This window comes from Mycobacterium marseillense (assembly GCF_010731675.1).
GTDB lineage: Bacteria > Actinomycetota > Actinomycetes > Mycobacteriales > Mycobacteriaceae > Mycobacterium > Mycobacterium marseillense.
This window is the reverse complement of the sequence record NZ_AP022584.1, coordinates 4981006-4999827: the sequence shown is the minus strand read 5'-3', so window position 1 is coordinate 4999827 and position 18822 is coordinate 4981006. Positions and strand designations below refer to the sequence as shown.

At 67.1% G+C, this 18822-nt stretch carries 15 protein-coding genes; 5 read left to right on the top strand and 10 right to left on the bottom strand.

Annotated elements, in window-relative coordinates; genetic code table 11:
* Positions 1-27: 27 nt before the first annotated feature.
* Positions 28-3315, bottom strand: coding sequence for an amino acid adenylation domain-containing protein (locus tag G6N26_RS23435; RefSeq protein WP_308207966.1), 3288 nt, complete (start codon positions 3313-3315; stop codon positions 28-30).
* Between the two features lie 261 nt (positions 3316-3576).
* Between G6N26_RS23435 and G6N26_RS23430 the strand changes: the two genes are divergently transcribed.
* Complete coding sequence (locus tag G6N26_RS23430; protein WP_139799112.1) at positions 3577-4848, top strand: glycosyltransferase; 1272 nt, start codon at positions 3577-3579, stop codon at positions 4846-4848.
* Between the two features lie 7 nt (positions 4849-4855).
* Here G6N26_RS23430 and G6N26_RS23425 read toward each other — a convergent pair whose 3' ends face one another.
* Both G6N26_RS23425 and G6N26_RS23420 read right to left on the bottom strand, forming a co-directional pair.
* Complete coding sequence (locus G6N26_RS23425; RefSeq protein ID WP_083017038.1) at positions 4856-5653, bottom strand: dienelactone hydrolase family protein; 798 nt, start codon at positions 5651-5653, stop codon at positions 4856-4858.
* 12 nt (positions 5654-5665) lie between these two features.
* Positions 5666-6367 carry a DUF4245 domain-containing protein gene (locus G6N26_RS23420; RefSeq protein WP_083017040.1) on the bottom strand — a complete coding sequence of 234 codons (702 nt, stop codon included), beginning with the start codon at positions 6365-6367 and terminating at the stop codon, positions 5666-5668.
* 55 nt (positions 6368-6422) lie between these two features.
* Here G6N26_RS23420 and glpX point away from each other — a divergent pair, with 55 nt between their 5' ends.
* The 3 genes from glpX (at position 6423) to G6N26_RS23405 (ending at position 9994) form a co-directional block, all read left to right on the top strand.
* Positions 6423-7502 (top strand): class II fructose-bisphosphatase, encoded by a 1080-nt coding sequence (gene glpX / locus G6N26_RS23415; protein WP_120312626.1) that lies wholly within the window; start codon positions 6423-6425, stop codon positions 7500-7502.
* Between the two features lie 85 nt (positions 7503-7587).
* A complete protein-coding gene (locus G6N26_RS23410; RefSeq protein WP_415621347.1) occupies positions 7588-8952 on the top strand; it encodes a class II fumarate hydratase in 1365 nt (454 codons plus the stop codon).
* A 52-nt stretch (positions 8953-9004) separates the two neighbouring features.
* Complete coding sequence (locus G6N26_RS23405) at positions 9005-9994, top strand: hypothetical protein (RefSeq protein ID WP_083017042.1); 990 nt, start codon at positions 9005-9007, stop codon at positions 9992-9994.
* Between the two features lie 7 nt (positions 9995-10001).
* Here G6N26_RS23405 and G6N26_RS23400 read toward each other — a convergent pair whose 3' ends face one another.
* The 5 genes from G6N26_RS23400 to glyA form a co-directional block, all read right to left on the bottom strand.
* The gene (locus tag G6N26_RS23400; RefSeq protein WP_083017044.1) at positions 10002-11465 is read right to left on the bottom strand and encodes an adenylate/guanylate cyclase domain-containing protein; all 1464 of its coding nucleotides are present in this window, start codon (positions 11463-11465) and stop codon (positions 10002-10004) included.
* Positions 11466-11514: 49 nt separating this feature from the next.
* Positions 11515-12390 (bottom strand): polysaccharide deacetylase family protein, encoded by an 876-nt coding sequence (locus tag G6N26_RS23395; protein ID WP_067165766.1) that lies wholly within the window; start codon positions 12388-12390, stop codon positions 11515-11517.
* A gap of 90 nt (positions 12391-12480) precedes the next feature.
* Positions 12481-13782 (bottom strand): PhoH family protein, encoded by a 1302-nt coding sequence (locus tag G6N26_RS23390; protein ID WP_067165769.1) that lies wholly within the window; start codon positions 13780-13782, stop codon positions 12481-12483.
* Positions 13783-14026: 244 nt separating this feature from the next.
* Positions 14027-14854, bottom strand: a complete 828-nt coding sequence (locus G6N26_RS23385; RefSeq protein WP_067165813.1) for an acyl-ACP desaturase — start codon at positions 14852-14854, stop codon at positions 14027-14029.
* Between the two features lie 119 nt (positions 14855-14973).
* The gene (glyA, locus tag G6N26_RS23380; protein ID WP_083017046.1) at positions 14974-16254 is read right to left on the bottom strand and encodes a serine hydroxymethyltransferase; all 1281 of its coding nucleotides are present in this window, start codon (positions 16252-16254) and stop codon (positions 14974-14976) included.
* Between the two features lie 115 nt (positions 16255-16369).
* Here glyA and coaA point away from each other — a divergent pair, with 115 nt between their 5' ends.
* Positions 16370-17308, top strand: coding sequence for a type I pantothenate kinase (gene coaA, locus G6N26_RS23375; protein ID WP_008254336.1), 939 nt, complete (start codon positions 16370-16372; stop codon positions 17306-17308).
* A 6-nt stretch (positions 17309-17314) separates the two neighbouring features.
* Here coaA and G6N26_RS23370 read toward each other — a convergent pair whose 3' ends face one another.
* Together G6N26_RS23370 and G6N26_RS23365 are read right to left on the bottom strand one after the other, a co-directional pair.
* A complete protein-coding gene (locus G6N26_RS23370) occupies positions 17315-17740 on the bottom strand; it encodes a hypothetical protein (protein WP_067165776.1) in 426 nt (141 codons plus the stop codon).
* Positions 17741-17899: 159 nt separating this feature from the next.
* Positions 17900-18688 carry a (2Z,6E)-farnesyl diphosphate synthase gene (locus G6N26_RS23365; RefSeq protein ID WP_067165816.1) on the bottom strand — a complete coding sequence of 263 codons (789 nt, stop codon included), beginning with the start codon at positions 18686-18688 and terminating at the stop codon, positions 17900-17902.
* Between the last annotated feature and the right edge of the window lie 134 nt (positions 18689-18822).

The window sequence follows — 18822 nt, the reverse complement described above, 5'->3', positions numbered from 1 at the left end:
GGGTCGTTACGTCATTATCGTCGACAGTCAGCTCGACGATGTCGGCTGAGCACCCGTACCCTGCCGCACCTGCGCGCAGATGCCGGTCAGCGCCTCGAACAACAGCCGGTTCAGCCGCTGGATCTGTTCGTCGTCCAGCGCCGAAGGTGCCCACGTCCACGTCGCGTGCAGGCGCTGGCCGGTGCCGGTGTCCAGGAGGGCGGCGTTGAATTCCACGGTGTGGCCGAGCGGCGTGGGTATCGCCGAGGCCGCCGGGATGGCCGCCATGGCATCCTCGTCGACCCGCCACAGATTTTCGGAGAGACCGGCGGCATCGGCGTCAAACCGCCCGAGGTAGTTGAATTCGATGGCCGGCTCCGAACCGTCCAGTCCCACTTCGGGATTCAGATAGCGCAGCAGACCGTAGGTCAGGCCGTCAGGCATGGCGCGAAGCCGTTCCAAAGCGGCCGTTATCAACGGCCCCAGCGCGGCGCCGCCGGCGGCCACGAGCGTCCACGGCAGGTCGCCCACCGTCAACGCCACCGGGTACTTGCTGGTGAACCACCCCACGGTGCGCGACAGATCCACGTCGCGCCGCAGTTCTTCGGCGCGGCCGTGACCTTTGACGTTGATGCCGATCGGGGCGCCATCCGCGCCGAGGAATTCATTCCACGCCAATCCGAATGCGATCAACAGAATGTCTTGCACCCCAGCGTGAAACGCGGCCGACACCTCGCCCAACAACTGGTGAGTGGTCTCGATATCCAACGCTGCCAACAGGTGACCCGCGCCGGCATAGGTGTCGACCGCCGGTTGCACCGCGGGCAATACGGCGGGGGTCTCCAGCAATTGCCGCCACGTGTCGGCCAGTTCCACGACCGCCGCGCTTCGTGCGTGCTCACTCAGTACCGACCCCCACCGGGCAAACGACGTTCCGCCCGTGGGCAATTCCACCGGCTGCCCGTGATGATGTTGCGCCCAAGCAATGTTCAGGTCTTCGAACAGGATTCGCCACGACGGCACATCCACGGACAGGTGGTGAATCATCAAAGCCAACTGGCCCGTGTCTGGCACCCACAGCGCAGTGAACATCGCCCCCGCCGCCGGATTCAGCCGTGACCGCGCGGCCACCAGCGCCTCATCGGACAGCGCATCCACCGCCCGCAGGCAGGCGCGGGCGTCCACGGCCCCTACTTCGGGCACCCACAGCGACCAATCGCCCTCCCCGGTGTCCTCGGCGCGCAGGCGCAACATGGCGTGCCGGTCCAGCAGCGCTTGCAACACGACGACGACGTCGGCCTCGGTCACCCCGGCGGGAGCTTGCACCACCACCGTCTGGTTGTACTCGTCGACCGGACCGTCAAAACCGTGTAGCCAGCGCATGATCGGGGTGGCCACCACCGCGCCGGCGCCCTCATCGATTTCTGCCGGGTCGCCATCGAGCAATACGGCCACCTGCGCAAGTCGGGCCACCGTCTGCTCAACGAAGACATCCCGTTGCCGACACGCCACGCCGGCCGCCCGCGCCCGGGCCACCACCTGCATCGACAAGACGCTGTCCCCACCCAGGTCGAAAAACGGGTCGTCCACGCCGACCCGCTCGACACCGAGGACTTGGGCGTAAATATCGGCCAGAACCTGTTCGATCGCGTCTCCCGGTGCACGGTAACGATCGGCGTCCCAGTATTCCGGCGGCGGCAAGGCGCGTGTGTCGAGTTTGCCGTTGACCGTCAGCGGCAGAGCCGCCAGGCCCACGACCGCGGCAGGCACCATGTATTCCGGCAAGCGATCTGCCAGTTGCGCGCGCACTTTCACCGGATCGGCGGTCCCGGTGACATAGCCGACCAGGCGTCTGTCACCGGGGCGGTCCTCACGGGCGATCACGGCCACCTGATCCACGCCATCCAGCTCACCGAAGGCGGCCTTGATCTCGCCCAACTCGATGCGGTATCCGCGGATTTTGACCTGCTCATCCGCGCGGCCCACATACTGCAGCTCACCGTCGGCATCCCAGCGCACCAGATCACCGGTGCGATACATCCGTTGTCCAGACGCGTCCGTACCGCCGAACGGGCACGCCACGAACCGCGACGCCGTCAATCCGGACCGGCCCCAGTACCCGGAGGCCACTCCAGCACCGGCCACATAGAGCTCACCGACGGCTCCCACCGAGACCCGACGCAGGAATTTGTCCAGTACGAAGAAGGCCAGATGCTCCAACGGCACGCCGATCGGGCTGACGCTGTTGTCGACGTCGCGGGCGACGATCTGCCGGAACGAGGCGTGCACAGTCGTCTCGGTGATGCCGTACATGTTGATCATCCGCGGCAGCTCCGGATGATTACGGAACCACGACGCAAGGCGTTGCGGTTCAAGCGCTTCGCCGCCGAAGACCACCGTCGTCAGGTTCAGCTGCCCCATCTCGGAGTGCAGCGCGTCGGCGGTTTGCAGGGCGTGGAACGCCGACGGAGTCTGGCTCAAGACGCTGACCTGTTCGCGCACGAGCAGGGCGTGGAATTCTTCCGACGAACGAACGACACCATCCGGCACCATCAGCAGCCGCCCGCCGTACAGAAGCGGAGCCCAGATCTCCCAGACGGAGTAATCGAAGGCCAGGGAATGACATTGCGTCCACACCTGTCCCGGCGCCAGCTCGGCACCGAGTGATTCGAGGAGCCGGGTCACATTATGGTGCGTGACCCCCACACCCTTGGGCATGCCGGTGGTGCCCGAGGTATAGACGAGGTAGGCGAGGTTGTCGGCGGCGGGGACTGGCAACGCGTCGCCGGACTGCGCGTCGATGGCCGGGTCAGCGATGTCGATAACGGGCACGTCGGATGCATCCACCCGCAGACGTAGATCCGCCGTGGTGATCACGGCGATCGGTGCGGCGTCACCGACGACCAGCCCGATGCGCGCGTCGGGATGTGCTGGATCCATCGGCACGTATGCCGCCCCGGTCTTGATCACCGCCAGGACCGCCACGATGGCCTCGGCGCAGCGCGGCAGCAGCATCGCCACGCGCTCACCGGGGGCGGCGCCGCGGCCAACGAGCAGGTGCGCCAACCGATTAGATGCCACGTCCAGCTCGCCGTAGGTCATCGAGCGGCTTCCGCAGGTGATCGCTACCGCATCCGCGTCGCGGGCCACCCGCGCCGCGAACATATCCGGAATCGAGACCGGCGGGCGGGCGGGCTGCGCCAGGACCGCTCGGTTGCCCCATTCGTCCAGCTGGCCGTGTTCATCGGCATCGAGCCAGTCGATAGACAACAACCTCTTGGCGGGGTCGGCGGCATTGGCAGCCGGCAACGCGCCGCAATCAGATTCCATCTTCACCGTTCACCCACCGAGGAGGCCCCCATAGGGCGCAGCGGTATCAGGCACACCGATTTCCTCAGCCCCCTGGACGACATAGTGAAATGCCCGAATAGTACTCAGAACTAACGTGTCCCGTCCTCGTTTTCCGGCTCGCCGGAGTCCGCGCGGAAGAGTCGTCGTTCACCTGTCAAGTCCCAGGCGAAGCCATAGGCTCGTTCCGGACCCGCGACACGGACGCGTCGGCGCCCGGACACGATGACTGAAAGTTTGAGATCCGTCATGAGATTTGCGCTGGCGAGCTATGGAACTCGAGGCGATATCGAGCCTTCTGTCGTCGTTGGCCGCGAACTGCAGCTCAGAGGGCATGACGTGTGCATCGCGGTCCCACCCGACCTGGTCGGCTTCGCGCAATCGGCCGGCCTTTCCGCAGTGCCGTACGGGGCGGAGACGAACGCTTGGATGGATGCGTTCCGCAAATTCAGTACGACCCTGTTCAGCAACTTCTGGAGAGTTCGGGACATATCGCGGTCGGGGCGCCAAATCAAGGAGGTCACCAACCAGTCGTGGGCGCATATGAGCGAGACGATGAAGTCGTTGGCGGAGGGGGCCGACCTGGTGCTCGCGGGGCAGACCTACCAGGAGATCGCCGCCAATGTGGCGGAATATCACGGTCTTCCGCTGGTCACGCTGCACCACGTCCCGATGCGTCCCAACGGCCAGGTTGTGGCGATCTTGCCGGCACCGGCGTCTCGCTTCGCGGTGCGGGTGTTCGACTGGCTGACTTGGCGGCTAAGCAAAAAGCTCGAAGACACTCAGCGAAGCGAGCTCGGCCTACCGAAGACAACATCTTCCTCACCGCGGCGGATTGCCGCATTGCGAGCATTGGAAATTCAGGCATACGACGAGGTTGCGTTCCCGGGCTTGGCCGCTGAATGGGCGGAACGGCAGGACCGGCGCCCCTTTGTCGGCGCACTGACGATGGAGTTGGCGACGAGCGCCGACGACGACGTCGCCTCGTGGATTGCCGGTGGAGCACCGCCAATTTTCTTCGGCTTCGGCAGCATGCCGGTGGAATCTCCGTCTGACACGGTCGGGATGATCACGGAAGCGTGCGCGCAGTTGGGTGAGCGGGCGTTGATTTGCGCCGGCTGGAGCGACTTCGGCGACCTCCCGCATTCCGATCACGTCAAAATTGTCGGCACGGTGAACTACGCGTCCATCTTTCCGCTCTGCCGCGCGGCCGTGCACCACGGCGGTTCGGGCACGACGGCCGCTAGTCTGCGCGCCGGAATTCCGACGCTGGTCCTTTCCGTGGACGGTAATCAGATCATCTGGGGAGCTCAGGTGAAACGACGCCTCAAGGTAGGCACCCACCGCCGCCTATCGGCCACCACGCGAAAATCACTTGTAGCGGACCTACGCCGAATCTTGGCACCTGAGTACGCAATCCGAGCGCGCGAGCTAGCCGCGCGGATGACGACGCCCGCCGAAAGCGTCGCCAAGGCCGCCGATCTCACCGAGAATTTCGCGGGCTCGAGGCGGTTTGCCTAGAAGGCGACTAGCTGAGCCGCTCGGTGAGGAATTCGACGACCCGTTTGCGGGCCTCGTAGGCGGGGTGACCGTCGACCTCGCGGACCTCGTCGGTGAGCACCGAGTGCGCCGCCTTGGCGAAGTCGTGCTGATTGTTCGGACCCGAATCGATGTCGATCACCTCGAAGGCGTCGCCCAGGCGCTCCTTGAGCGTCGCGAACCGTTCGCCCGGCGCGAGTTTGTCCTCGCTGAACCGCAATCCCACGGCGCACAAGCCGTCGGTGGCGCAGCGGTCGGCCACGGTGGCCAGCTCGGACTCGCTGAGGCCGGGGTCGCGGCGGCGAGCGGCGCCGAGCGGGAACGGCACCGACGGCTGCGACAGCACCGGCGCCAGCACGCTGTCGTCGACCGCGGCGGCGAGCGCGAATCCGCCGGTGAAGCATTGGCCGATCACGCCGACGCCCTTGCCCGGCGTCGAGGCGTTGAGGTCGCGCGCCAGCGCGCGCAGGAACGACGCCACCGGCCGCTGCTTGTTCAGCGCCAACGCCGCGAATTCCCTTGTCACACAGGCTCGCGCGATGGCGCCGACGAGGTAACCGGCCGTCGCGGTCCGGCCCGGTTCACCGAACAGTGACGGGATGGCAACGGTGAAACCGTTGTCCACCAGGTGATTACCCAAACCCAACACCCCGGGATGAATCCCGGGCAGCTCCGGGATCAGCACCACGCCGGGGCCGGCGCCCTTGCGGTAGACGTCGTGGGTGTAACCGCCGCCGCTGAACGGCGCCGCCGACCATCCGGCAAGATCGGCCTCTGGTGCACCCATGCGAGTCCCCTTCTATCGGCTGGTCGGCAGCGGCGGCTGCGACTGGGTCGCCGAGGCCAGCGTACGAAACTGATCACTGTTCCCGGCGCCGGTGATCGCGATCTGCGTCGCGCCGCCCGGGCCGCTGAGCCGGGTCGTCCACACGGCCTCGGCGTCCGCGCCGCTCTCACCTGAACCCTGGTAGACGACCCAGCTCGTCCCGGCGACGTCGACCGCCCCGGTCGGATACGCCGCCGGATGGATCGAATTGATCAGCTTGTCCTCATCGGCGTTGCTCTGAGTCAGGCTCAGATACATTCCGCTCGGGCTGATGTATCCGACCACCGAGAGGGGCGCGTTCACCCGTTGACCGGTCGCCGGGTCGGATCGCCCGTTGGGGATCCCGCCGCGGTGCCCGGAGTTGGCCTGCCAGCCGCCCGGCAGCTGCGGTTGGCGGATCGGAAAGCCGAGGGTCTGCGCGTCCGCCCGCAGGGCCGCCGCGGCGTCGTAGGACGGGATGGGCCCCTTGTGGCTGTCGAGCTGAAACGAACACATGCCCAGCATCCCGGCCAGCACCACGCAGCCGATGACCAGCGGAATCAGGGACCAGAACATGTCCCGGCCGTCCTGCAGCAGCCGGGGCTTCGCCGGCCTGGGCGCGGGCCCGGCGGCCGGGCCCGGCTCCTCGGCCACATAGCCGTCCGAGCTGGCGTTCAGCGGCGGCTTCTCGGTCATCCCCCGAGTATCCCAGTTCCAGCTAACCGATCCGCTTCTGGGACAATCACCAACCATGACAGTTGAGGGCGACCGCTCGTCCACCGCCAACGGCCGAGCTCCAGCGCAGACGCGGCCGCGCGGTGAGGCTCCAGACCGCAACCTGGCCTTGGAACTGGTCCGGGTCACCGAGGCCGGCGCCATGGCCGCCGGCCGCTGGGTCGGCCGCGGCGACAAAGAGGGCGGTGACGGCGCGGCCGTCGACGCGATGCGCGAGCTGGTCAACTCGGTATCGATGCGCGGCGTGGTCGTCATCGGCGAGGGCGAGAAAGACCACGCGCCGATGCTCTACAACGGCGAAGAGGTCGGCAACGGCGACGGCGCGGAGTGCGACTTCGCCGTCGACCCGATCGACGGCACCACGCTGATGAGCAAGGGCATGCCCAACGCCATCTCCGTGCTGGCGGTGGCCGACCGCGGCGCGATGTTCGACCCGTCGGCGGTGTTCTACATGAACAAGATCGCCGTCGGCCCCGAGGCGGCGCACGTGCTCGACATCACCGCGCCGATCGCCGAGAACATCAAGGCCGTCGCCAAGGTGAAGGCGTTGTCGGTGCGCGACATGACCGTGTGCATCCTGGACCGGCCGCGGCACGCCCAGCTGATCGAAGACGTCCGGGCCACCGGAGCCCGCATCCGGCTGATCACCGACGGCGACGTCGCCGGCGCGATCTCGGCCTGTCGGCCGCACTCGGGCACCGACATGCTGGCCGGCATCGGCGGCACCCCGGAAGGCATCATCGCCGCCGCCGCGATCCGGTGCATGGGTGGCGCCATCCAGGCGCAGCTGGCCCCCACCGACGACGACGAACGCCAGAAGGCCATCGACGCCGGCTATGACCTCGATCAGATCTTGACCACCGAGGACCTCGTGTCCGGCGAGAACGTCTTCTTCTGCGCCACCGGGGTCACCAACGGGGACCTGCTCAAGGGCGTGCAGTACTACCCCGGAGGGTGCACCACCCAGTCGATCGTCATGCGGTCGAAGTCGGGCACCGTCCGGATGATCGAGGCCTACCACCGGCTTTCGAAGCTCAACGAATACTCCGCCATCGACTTCACCGGCGACAGCTCTGCCGCCTATCCCCTGCCCTGACCACCAGAACGAAGAACGAGGAAGCCAGCACTCTATGGCCTTGAACAACACGGAAGACGCCGAGTACCGCATCGAGCACGACACCATGGGCGAGGTTCGCGTCCCCGCAAAAGCGTTGTGGCGCGCGCAAACCCAGCGTGCGGTCGAGAACTTTCCGATCTCGGGCCGGGGGCTGGAGCGCACCCAGATCCGCGCGCTGGGCCTGCTGAAGGGCGCCTGCGCGCAGGTCAACAAGGACCTCGGGCTGCTAGATCCGGAAAAGGCCGACGCGATCATCGCCGCGGCCGCCGAGATCGCCGACGGCCGCCACGACGACCAGTTCCCGATCGACGTCTTCCAGACCGGTTCGGGCACCAGCTCCAACATGAACACCAACGAGGTGATCGCCAGCATCGCGGGCGCCAACGGCGTCACGGTGCACCCCAACGACGACGTCAACATGTCGCAGTCGTCGAATGACACGTTCCCCACCGCAACCCACATCGCGGCCACCGAAGCCGCCGTGCGCCACCTCATCCCGGCGCTCGAGGTGCTGCACGACGCGCTGGCGGGCAAGGCCCGCGAATGGCACACCGTGGTCAAGTCGGGCCGCACCCACCTCATGGACGCCGTTCCCGTGACGCTCGGCCAGGAATTCAGCGGGTACGCCCGCCAGATCGAGGCCGGCATCGAGCGCGTGCGCGCCACGCTGCCCCGGCTCGGTGAGCTGGCGATCGGCGGGACCGCGGTGGGCACCGGCCTCAACGCTCCCGACGGCTTTGGTGCGAAGGTGGTCGAAACGTTGGTCGCCTCCACCGGCCTGAGCGAATTGCGCACGGCGGCAAACTCCTTCGAGGCCCAGGCGGCGCGCGACGGGTTGGTCGAGGCGTCCGGCGCGCTGCGCACCATCGCGGTGTCACTGACCAAGATCGCCAACGACGTCCGCTGGATGGGCTCGGGCCCGCTGACCGGCCTGGCCGAAATTCAGCTGCCCGATCTGCAGCCGGGCAGTTCGATCATGCCGGGGAAGGTGAACCCGGTTCTCCCCGAAGCGGTTACGCAGGTCGCCGCGCAGGTGATCGGCAACGACGCCGCGGTCGCCTGGGGCGGCGGGAACGGCGCGTTCGAGCTCAACGTGTACATCCCGATGATGGCCCGCAACATCCTCGAGTCGTTCAAGCTGCTGACCAACGTGTCGAAGCTGTTCGCGGAGCGCTGCATCAGCGGGTTGGCGGCCAATGTGGAGCACCTGCGCGAGCTCGCCGAATCGTCGCCGTCCATCGTGACGCCGCTGAATTCGGCGATCGGCTACGAGGAGGCCGCTGCGGTCGCCAAGCAAGCTCTTAAGGAGCGCAAGACGATTCGCCAGACCGTGATCGACCGCGGCCTGATCGGCGACAAGCTGTCGATCGAGGAGCTCGACCGCCGGCTCGACGTGCTGGCCATGGCGAAGGTCAAGCCGCAAGACTAGGCCCGACCGTCGTGCGGCGGTGGTGGTCGATGAGTGTAAGGGTGGTTTTTCCATGACGGCTCCTCCCGGCGGCCCCTACGGTCAGGGGCCTTACGGAAGCAATCCGTATGGGCAGGACCCGAATTGGGGCGGCCAGCCACAGGCCGGCGGCCCGGGCCCTTACCCGCAAGGCCCGTACCCGCAGGGGGGTCCGTACGCCTACCCACCGGGCGGCCAATACCCGTATCCGCCGCCGGGTGGTCCCGCCGTCAACCCGTACCAGAGCCCGCAGTATCCCCCACCGGGGCAACCATTTCCGCCCGGCGGACCCTACCCACCTGGTCCTCCCCCCGGCGGCTCGAAACTGCCCTGGCTGATCGTCGCTGGTCTGGTCGCGCTGGCCGTGATCGCGCTGGTGGCGACCCTCGTGGTGATGAAGGGCGGCCACGGCAACAAGCCATCGGGCGCCGCACCGTCGTCCACGAGCACCTCGGTCTCGCAACCGAAGAATTCGGCGCAGAACGCCACCGATTGCACGCCGAACGTGTCCGGCGGGGAACCACCCCGGAGCGACTCGATCGCCGCCGGCAAGCTCTCGTTCCCGGCCAGCGCGGCGCCGTCCGGGTGGACGGTGTTCTCCGACGACCAGGGCCCGAACCTGATCGGCGGGCTCGGGGTCGCCCAGGACGTGCCGGGGGCCAATCAGTGGATGATGACGGCCGAGGTCGGCGTCACCAATTTCGTTGCCAGCATGGACCTCTCGGCGCAAGCCACCAAGCTGATGCAGTGCGTCGTCAACGGGCCCGGATATGCGAACGCGTCACCCACGTTGGGACCGGTCAAGACGTCGTCGATCACCGTCGACGGGACCAAGGCGGTGCGGGCCGACGCTGACGTCACGATCGCCGACCCGACCCGCAACGTCAAAGGCGACTCGGTCAGCGTCATCGCGGTCGACACCAAGCCGGTCACCGTCTTCATCGGCAGCACACCCATCGGTGACACCGCGTCGGCGGATCTTGTCGGCAAGATCATCGCCGCGCTGAAGGTCGCGAAATCCTGACCCGGCCCTAACCGGTCGGGCCGGTCGGCGCCGAGACGTGGGTGGCCTCGGATCGCCCGCGCAATACGGTGGAATAGCATTCGGCCCAGTGCCCGCACTCGGCCTCACCGGCCGCGTCGATTGCGGCCGCCGAACACAGGATTCGCCGGTCGGACGTCTTGGCCAGGTCGGCCAGCCGCGCGGCTTCGTTGACGGCGTCGCCGATCACGGTGTATTCGTATCGGTTCTCGGCGCCGACGTTGCCGGCGAAAACGCGCCCCGCGGAGACGCCGATGCCGAAATCGACTGGCAACCGCTGCAGTTGAGTCGCCAGGGCACGGGCCGTCGCCAGAGCCGACGACGCCGGCTCGCTTGTCGGCAACGGCACCCCGAAGACGGCCAGCGCGGCGTCGCCGGCGAACTTGTTGATCATGCCGTGGTGTTCGTCGACGGCGTTGACGACGATCCGGAAGAAGTCGTTGAGCACCACGGCAACCTCTTGCGGCGGGCGGCTTTCCGCGAGCTGCGTGGAGCCGACCAGGTCGATGAAGAGAACCGCCGCCTCGACCACGTCGCCGGACAGGGATGCGCCCTCTTCGACCGCGCGCTGCGCGACGTCGGCCCCGACATGACGCCCGAACAGATCGCGCAGCCGGTCGCGTTCGGCGAGCCCGGTCACCATTCGGTTGAAACCCGTTTGCAGCCGCCCGATTTGGGAGCGTTCGTAGGCGCCGACGTAGGTTTCCATCCGGCCGTGTTCGACCTCCGCCATGGCGTCGACGACCTCCCCGATCGGGTCCGAAATGGACCGCGAAGTCAGGATCATCGTCGGCAGTCCCAACACCAGCGCCGCCAGCGACACCACCAGGATCGGCACGTCCAGCGATGCCGACTTCTCGATCAGCCATCCGTAGGAGCGCAACACCACCAGCGCCGCGATGACCGTGATCGGAAAGGCGCTGCAGAGGAACCACAGCAGAACCAGTCGCGCGTACACGCTGGGCACGGCCAGCCGTGGCTCGGCGCCCAGCGTGGCGGCACGCATGATGGGCCGCAGGGTGCGTTGCGCGAGCAGCATTCCCGTGCCGGCGGCGGCCGTGCCGCCGAGCAGCACCCCGAGCACGATGGGCAGCAGGAGCCGGGCCCCGCCACCGAGATTGAGCAGGACGAAGGTTCCGCCGCTCAGCGCCCACGCCGTCACCAGGATCGCCGATTGGCGTCCGGCCAGTTTCATCACGATCTCGCGCTGGTGTGGCGTCGGTTCGTCGCCCGCCACAAACCAGCGCAGCGTGGGCGCCAGGCTCACGGCGCCGGCTACCGAGACGCCGACGATGCCGAGCACGACCAGCAGTACCACCGGCCCCGTGCTGTGCCGCGCGAAGTCGGCGTTGGCCCCGACGGACGTGTGGCCGCGCAACGGGATCAAGATGGCGGCCGCTTCGACGACCGCCAGAACATACGACAGACTCAGGTCGAGCCCGTAGTGAAACATCCACCGTCGAGCGGACTTTCGTCCTTTCGTCGCGGGCCCGCTCGTCGCGCTAGGCACCGTTGTTCGGCCCGCCGGAGTTCTGCCCGGGAATGTCGGTGATCGGGAAGTTGGGCATCGGCTTGGGTGAGGGCGTGTTGGGCAGCGTGGGGATGTCACTGGCGGGGATGTCGCGCAGACCGTTGACGGGTGTCCCGTTCTCCCGGCTGCCGTAACTGCTGCCGGGGGCGCGTGGTCCCAGCAGTTCGCTGACCGTCACCATCCGGTAGCCGTTGGCCTTGAGCACCGGGATGAACTGATAGACCAGATCGACGGTGCTCGAGTAGGTGTTATGGAACAGCACCACCGAACCCGGCTTGATGTAGGTCATCAGCATCGATCGCGTCGCCGCCGTGTTCGAATCATTGGCCCAGTCGAAAGGGATGACGTCCCACAGGATTTCGGCCAACCCGAATTGCCCGGCGGTCTGGCGCACGACGGGGTCGGACAAGCCGCCCGCGGGCCGGTACAGCGTCGGCGTGCGGCCGGTCGCGGCGGTGATCGCGTCGTTCGCCTTGGAGAACTGCGCGGCGATGTCCTCCCGCGGGATGGTGGTCATGTTGGGGTGTTCCCAGGTGTGGCTGCCGATTTCCATTCCCGCGTCAGCGATGCGCTTGGCCCCCGCCGGGTTGGCGGCCACCTTGTTGCCGATCAGAAAGAAGGTGGCCTTCGCGTCGTTGTCCTTCAGGATCTGCAGCAGCCGCTCGTCGAAGGGGCCGGGGCCATCGTCGAACGTCAACGCCACGCATTTGATGACCCCGCAGCTCAGGTTGTCGGCGCGTGTCACGTGACCGGTCAGCCCGCCGATCACCAGCACCGCGACGGCCGCGATGACACCGACCAGCGTGCGCCCGTAGCGCCAGGCCAAAGTGTCGGGTCGTTTCGCCACGGTAAAAGCGTACTCACCGTGAGACGGCAGCTAGCGACACGTATCGCGAGTGGAGCTGTCGTGGAATAGCCGTTTCGCGGCAAAAAGCCGTCAGTGCGGCCCGGCGATCTCCTCGAGCATCTCGGTGACCAGCGCGGCGATCGGCGATCGCTCGCTGCGCAACAGCGTGATGTGGGCGAACAGCGGATGGCCCTTGAGCTTCTCGATCACCGCGGCGACCCCGTCGTGGCGGCCCACCCGCAAGTTGTCGCGCTGGGCGATGTCGTGGGTCAGGACCACCCGCGACCCGGTGCCCAGCCTGGACAACACCGTGAGCAACACGTTGCGCTCCAGCGACTGCGCCTCATCGACGATGACGAACGAGTCGTGCAGCGAGCGGCCCCGGATGTGGGTCAGCGGCAGCACTTCGAGCATGCCGCGCGAGAGCACCTCCTCGAGGACCGCGGGACTGGCCAGGCCCTCGAGCGTGTCGAAGACGGCCTGCGCCCAGGGGCCCATCTTTTCGCTCTCGCTGCCGGGCAGGTACCCCAATTCCTGGCCACCGACGGCGTACAGCGGGCGGAAGACCACCACCTTGCGCTGGGTTCGCCGCTCCAGCACGGCCTCCAGCCCGGCACACAGCGCCAGCGCCGACTTGCCGGTGCCGGCCTTGCCGCCCAGCGACACGATGCCGACCGACTCGTCGAGCAGCAAGTCCAGGGCGACGCGCTGTTCGGCGGACCGGCCGCGCAACCCGAACACTTCGCGATCACCGCGGACCAGCTGAACGCGCTTGTCCGCGTTGACCCTGCCCAGCGCGTGCGAGCTGCCACCGAGCAGCCGAATGCCGGTGTGGCAGGGCAGGTCTCGGGCTTCGGCCAGATCGATCTCGCCGTCGGTGAACAAGGCGTCGATATCCTCGGTGGCGGTTTCGATCTCGTGCATGCCCGACCAACCGGAAGCCACGACGTCTTGCGCGTGGTACTCGTCGGCGGCCAACCCCACCGCCGCAGCCTTGACCCGAAGCGGAATGTCCTTGCTGACCAACGTGACTCGTTTGCCTTCGGCGGCCAGGTTAGCGGCGCAACTCAGGATCCGGCAGTCGTTGTTGTCGTTGCGGAAACCGGCGGGCAGCACCGCCGGGTCGGTGTGGTTGAGTTCGACGTGGAGCGTACCGCCTTGTGCCCCAATGGGAATGGGCTGATCGAGACGGCCGTGCACGAGCCGAAGATCGTCGAACAGGCGCAGCGCCTGACGGGCGAACCATCCCAGCTCGTGATGGTGGCGTTTAGCCTCCAGCTCGCTGATCACCACCAACGGAACAACCACCTCGTGTTCGGCGAACCGGCTGCACGCCCACGGGTCGGATAGCAGCACGGAAGTGTCGATCACGTAGGTCCGGATATCGGTCACGTAGCGCTCCTCGAGCGGGATGAGCCCGCGCGGACCCGCACAGGCATGTCGACGGGAACCGCAGCACCAGGACCGGGGCCGGTCCTTCCGTTGTGGTGACGGGAGGTGCCGCCCTGGCAGCAGAGCATGACGCTGACCATCGAGAACGACGCTACTCCCGTGGTTGCGTGCCCGCTGTGCAGGCGCGCCGACATGACGAGCGCGACGACCCCCGCAGGGGGTCAGCGCGAAGAGGGGTGCCGGATCAGGCGACGATGAATTGCCGCAGCGCGGGCTCGTCCGCGAGCCCCCACGCGGTGATGCGGTCCGAAATCGCCTGCCGCAGGTGTTCCGGACCGAAAATGCCTGCCTCGGCGACGTTTCGCACCTTGTCCGCATAGGCGTCGATGTCGGCGCCGGGCACGTCCAGCTCGGCCGCGCGGGCGGCGATCGCCGCGATTGTCTCGTCGCGGGTGTAATCCAGGCAGTGCGCGATGAGGTTGGAGAAGAACACCTCGTGCCGCCGCTCGTCGCGTGCGATCCGGTCGACGAGGCCGGCCAGGATCGGCTCTTCGAGCTTGGCGGCCAGGTTCTCGCAGAGCACCGCGTGGTTGCGTTCGGTGAACGCCATGTGCACCAGGGTTTCCACCTGGGAGTAGGTGTCGGCGCGGTAGCCCTTCATCACGTACTGGACGCGGGCCTCCTCATTGGCCGTCGGGTCGACCTCGCGGGTGACCACCAGGTATTCGCGCAGCGCGATGGCGTGCAGGTGCTCCTCGGCGGTCCAACGACCGATCCAGCGCCCCCACCACTCCTCGAGGATGAAGTGCTCGACGAACTCGCGGTGGTGTGCCGCGAGGTTGTCCTTGAGCAGCAGCATGATCTCGCAGGCGTCCGTCAACGGCCTGGGCAGCGTCATCGACGACGAATCCCAGTCGCGTCCACCAAGGAAGGCGAAGTTCTCGCCGCGCTCGAACGGCACGTAGTCGTGGGCGAACCAGATGTCCTCGGTGGACAGGTGACGATCCATATTGGCTTCGACGACCGGCTCGAGTTCGAGGGTTAGCGCGTTCGCGACGGGTCTCTGTGCCATGAGATAACTGTAACCCGCGTACACAGGTTCATGAAATCGCCGGGGTCGTGTCGCGGCAACTGGTGACTTTGGTCCTCACGGCCGCCCGGATTGGCTGCTCGGCGTGCGACGGTACCGGGTCAGCGGCCGACCAGCGCCCAGTCTTCGAGGCCCTCGTACAGCGGAAACTCCTGGGCCAGCCGTGTCACGCGCTGCCGCAGTCCCGCGACGTCGGCCGAGCTGCCGGCCGCGAGGGCGGTGGCGATGACGTCGGCGACCTCGCTGAATTCGGCGTCGCCGAAGCCGCGGGTGGCCAGGGCGGGCGTGCCGATCCGCAGACCCGACGTGACCATCGGCGGCCGCGGGTCGTTGGGCACCGCGTTGCGGTTGACGGTGATGCCGACCTCGTGCAGCAGGTCCTCGGCGGCCTGGCCGTCGAGCGGGGAGTTGCGCAGATCCACCAGCACCAGGTGCACGTCGGTGCCACCGCTGACCACCGACACGCCGGCCTTGGCGACGTCGGCGGCCAACAGCCGGTCGGCGAGGATGCGCGCACCCGACAGTGTGCGCTGCTGCCGCTCGACGAATTCGGGGGTGCTCGCGATCTTCAGCGCGACGGCCTTGCCCGCGATGACGTGCATGAGCGGCCCGCCCTGCTGGCCGGGGAACACCGCGGAGTTGATCGCCTTGGCGTACTCCTGCTTGCCGAGGATCATGCCCGAGCGCCCGCCACCGAGCGTCTTGTGGATGGTGGTCGACACGATGTCGGCGTGCGGCACCGGCGAAGGGTGCAGGTCGGCGGCGACCAGGCCCGCGAAGTGCGCCATGTCCACCCAGAGCTTGGCGTCGACCTCGTCGGCGATGGACCGGAACGCCGCGAAGTCGAGGATGCGCGGGTAGGCCGACCAACCGGCGATGATCACCTTGGGGCGGAATTCCAGCGCCGTGGCGCGCACCGCGTCCATGTCGACGAGGTGCGTCGTCGGGTCGACGCCGTAGAAACCGTTCTCGTAGAGCTTGCCGGAGAAGTTCAGCTTCATGCCGTGCGTCAGGTGACCGCCGTTGGCCAGGTCCAGACCCAGCAGCCGCTCCCCCGGCTTCATCAGCGCATGCAGCACGGCGGCGTTGGCCTGGGCGCCCGAATGCGGCTGCACGTTGGCGAAGTCGGCGCCGAAGAGTGCCTTGGCCCGGTCGCGGGCGATGTTCTCCACGACGTCGACGTACTCGCAGCCGCCGTAATAGCGGCGCCCCGGCAAGCCCTCGGCGTACTTGTTGGTCAGCACGCTGCCCTGGGCCTGCAGCACCGCGCGCGGCACGAAGTTCTCCGACGCGATCATTTCGAGCATGTCGCGCTGGCGGCCGAGTTCCTGGCCCAGCAGCCCGGCGATGTCGGGATCGACCTCGGCGAGGGGGGCGGACATCACGGAGGTCGTGGCGCGGGCGTCAGGTGCAGCAGTCACGGCGCCAGTCTATCCAGCGCCGACTTTTCGCCAGCCCAGCCGTCGGGCTTTTCGGCGCTCCTGCAACACTTGCACTATGCCGCGGCTTAGCGAGCCGAGCCCTTATGTGGAGTTCGACCGAAAGCAATGGCGTGCGCTTCGTATGTCGACGCCGCTGGCCCTCACCGAGGAGGAACTGGTCGGCCTGCGCGGGTTGGGTGAACAAATCGACTTGCTCGAGGTCGAAGAGGTCTACCTGCCCCTGGCCCGGTTGATTCACCTGCAGGTCGCGGCCCGACAGCGGTTGTTCGCCGCGACCGCCGAGTTCCTGGGCGAACCTCAGCAAAACCCGGACCGGCCCGTGCCGTTCATCATCGGGGTCGCCGGCAGCGTGGCGGTCGGCAAGTCGACCACCGCCCGTGTGCTGCAGGCGCTGTTGGCCCGCTGGGATCATCACCCGCGGGTGGATTTGGTGACCACCGACGGCTTCCTGTACCCGAATGCCGAGCTGGACAGGCGAAACCTGATGCACCGCAAAGGGTTTCCGGAAAGCTACAACCGTCGGGCATTGATGCGGTTCGTGACCTCGGTCAAGTCAGGCTCGGACTACGCGTGCGCGCCGGTGTATTCCCATTTGAAATACGACGTCATCCCCGGGGCCAAGCATGTGGTGCGCCATCCCGACATCTTGATCCTCGAGGGTCTCAACGTCCTACAGACCGGTCCGACCCTGATGGTGTCGGACCTGTTCGACTTCGGCGTCTACGTGGACGCGCGGATCGAAGACATCGAGCAGTGGTACATCTCGCGGTTCCTGGCCATGCGCAGCACCGCCTTCGCCGATCCCGAATCGCACTTCCACCACTACGCGGCGCTCAACGACACCAAGGCCGTCGCCGCGGCCCGCGAGATCTGGCGCTCCATCAACCGGCCCAACCTGGTCGAGAACATCCTGCCCACCCGGCCGCGCGCCACGCTGGTGCTGCGCAAGGACGCCGACCACTCCATCAACCGGCTGCGGCTGCGCAAGCTTTAGCCGCGACTACGCCGTCTCGAGGCGGCGCACGCCCAGGTATTGCAGCGCGGCGAACGCCGCGGCGTAGGCGCCGCCGGCCAGCGTCAGCGCAACCCCGGTGACCGACAGCGGGAGCGCCTCGGCCGCCACAATCGCGCCCAGCGTGAAAACGACATTGGCCACGATGACGCCAACACCGACACCGCGCAGGTCCGGCATCGCCCCGAGGCTGAACACCACCAGGCCGTAGATCACGAAGAACGCCCCCATGGCGTAATTCTGGAAGGACGTGAGGCCGGTGAGCGATGAGAGCGAGTCGGCGAGGAACGCGATCACCAAGCCGAACAATCCCGTCAGTGTCGCGTCGGCGCGAACGGCAAAACGCAACAGTGAGTCGGTCGAGTCGTAGAGGGGCCGCGTGGTGAGGCCGGATACACCAGAAACAGACATCATGTGATAACTCCTCGCGATGGCGGTGTTGGCTATTGCCACGGATACAACGACGAGGCAGTTCATCCGGCTATTCCCGTTATCGGGTAAATATTTGACACGCGCCAGCCCCGGCGGGATCAACCGTCCCATGGGTCACAGGGGTAGCCGGGCGGAGTGGGCTTACTTGCCGTAGCGGCGGTGCCGCTGGCTGTAGTCACGCAGCGCGCGCAGGAAGTCGACCCGGCGGAACGCGGGCCAGTGCGCCTCGGTGAACCACATCTCCGAGTACGCGCTCTGCCACAGCAGGAAACCGGAGAGTCGTTGCTCGCCCGAGGTGCGGATCACCAGGTCGGGATCCGGCTGACCCGAGGTGTAGAGGTTTTCCGAGATCGCATCGACGGTGACCGTGTCGATCAGCTCTTCGGCGGTCGCGCCGTTGGCGAGTTCCTTGCTCAACAGCGAACGCACCGCGTCGACGATTTCGCGGCGCCCGCCGTAGCCGACGGCGACGTTGACGTGGAAGGGCGCCACCACCGGGGTGGACTCCACGGCCCCGCGCAGCCGGCGGGCCGGTTGCTCGCCGAGCAGCTCGAGGTCGCCGACGGTGCGCACGCTCCAGCGGTTGGCCGGCGCGCAGATCTCCTCGACGACGTCGGTGATGATTTCGATGAGGCCCGCCAGCTCCTCGGGATCGCGCTGCAGGTTCTCCGTGGAAAGCAGGTAGACGGTGGTCATTTCGATGCCGGCTTCCTGACACCAGCGCAACATCTCGGCGATCTTGAGGGCACCCATCCGGTAGCCGTAGCTCACGTCGTCGTATCCCGCGTCGCGCGCCCAGCGCCGGTTCCCGTCGCACAGCACCGCGATGTGGCGGGGCAGTTCCGACTTGGAAGCGGTCAGACCCTGCCGCAACCGCAATTCGTAGATCCGATACAGCGGCTCTTTGAGTCGCCGCGGGATGATTTCCACGAACACCCACCCTACTGCCAGCGCGGATGGATTCCGGGTTGCAATTTCGGCCTGGTCATCGGAGAAGTCTCCTGAGAAGCCGAGCCGGCGCCGTAACCATTCCTGACTACTGTGGGCTCTTACGCGGCCCGCCG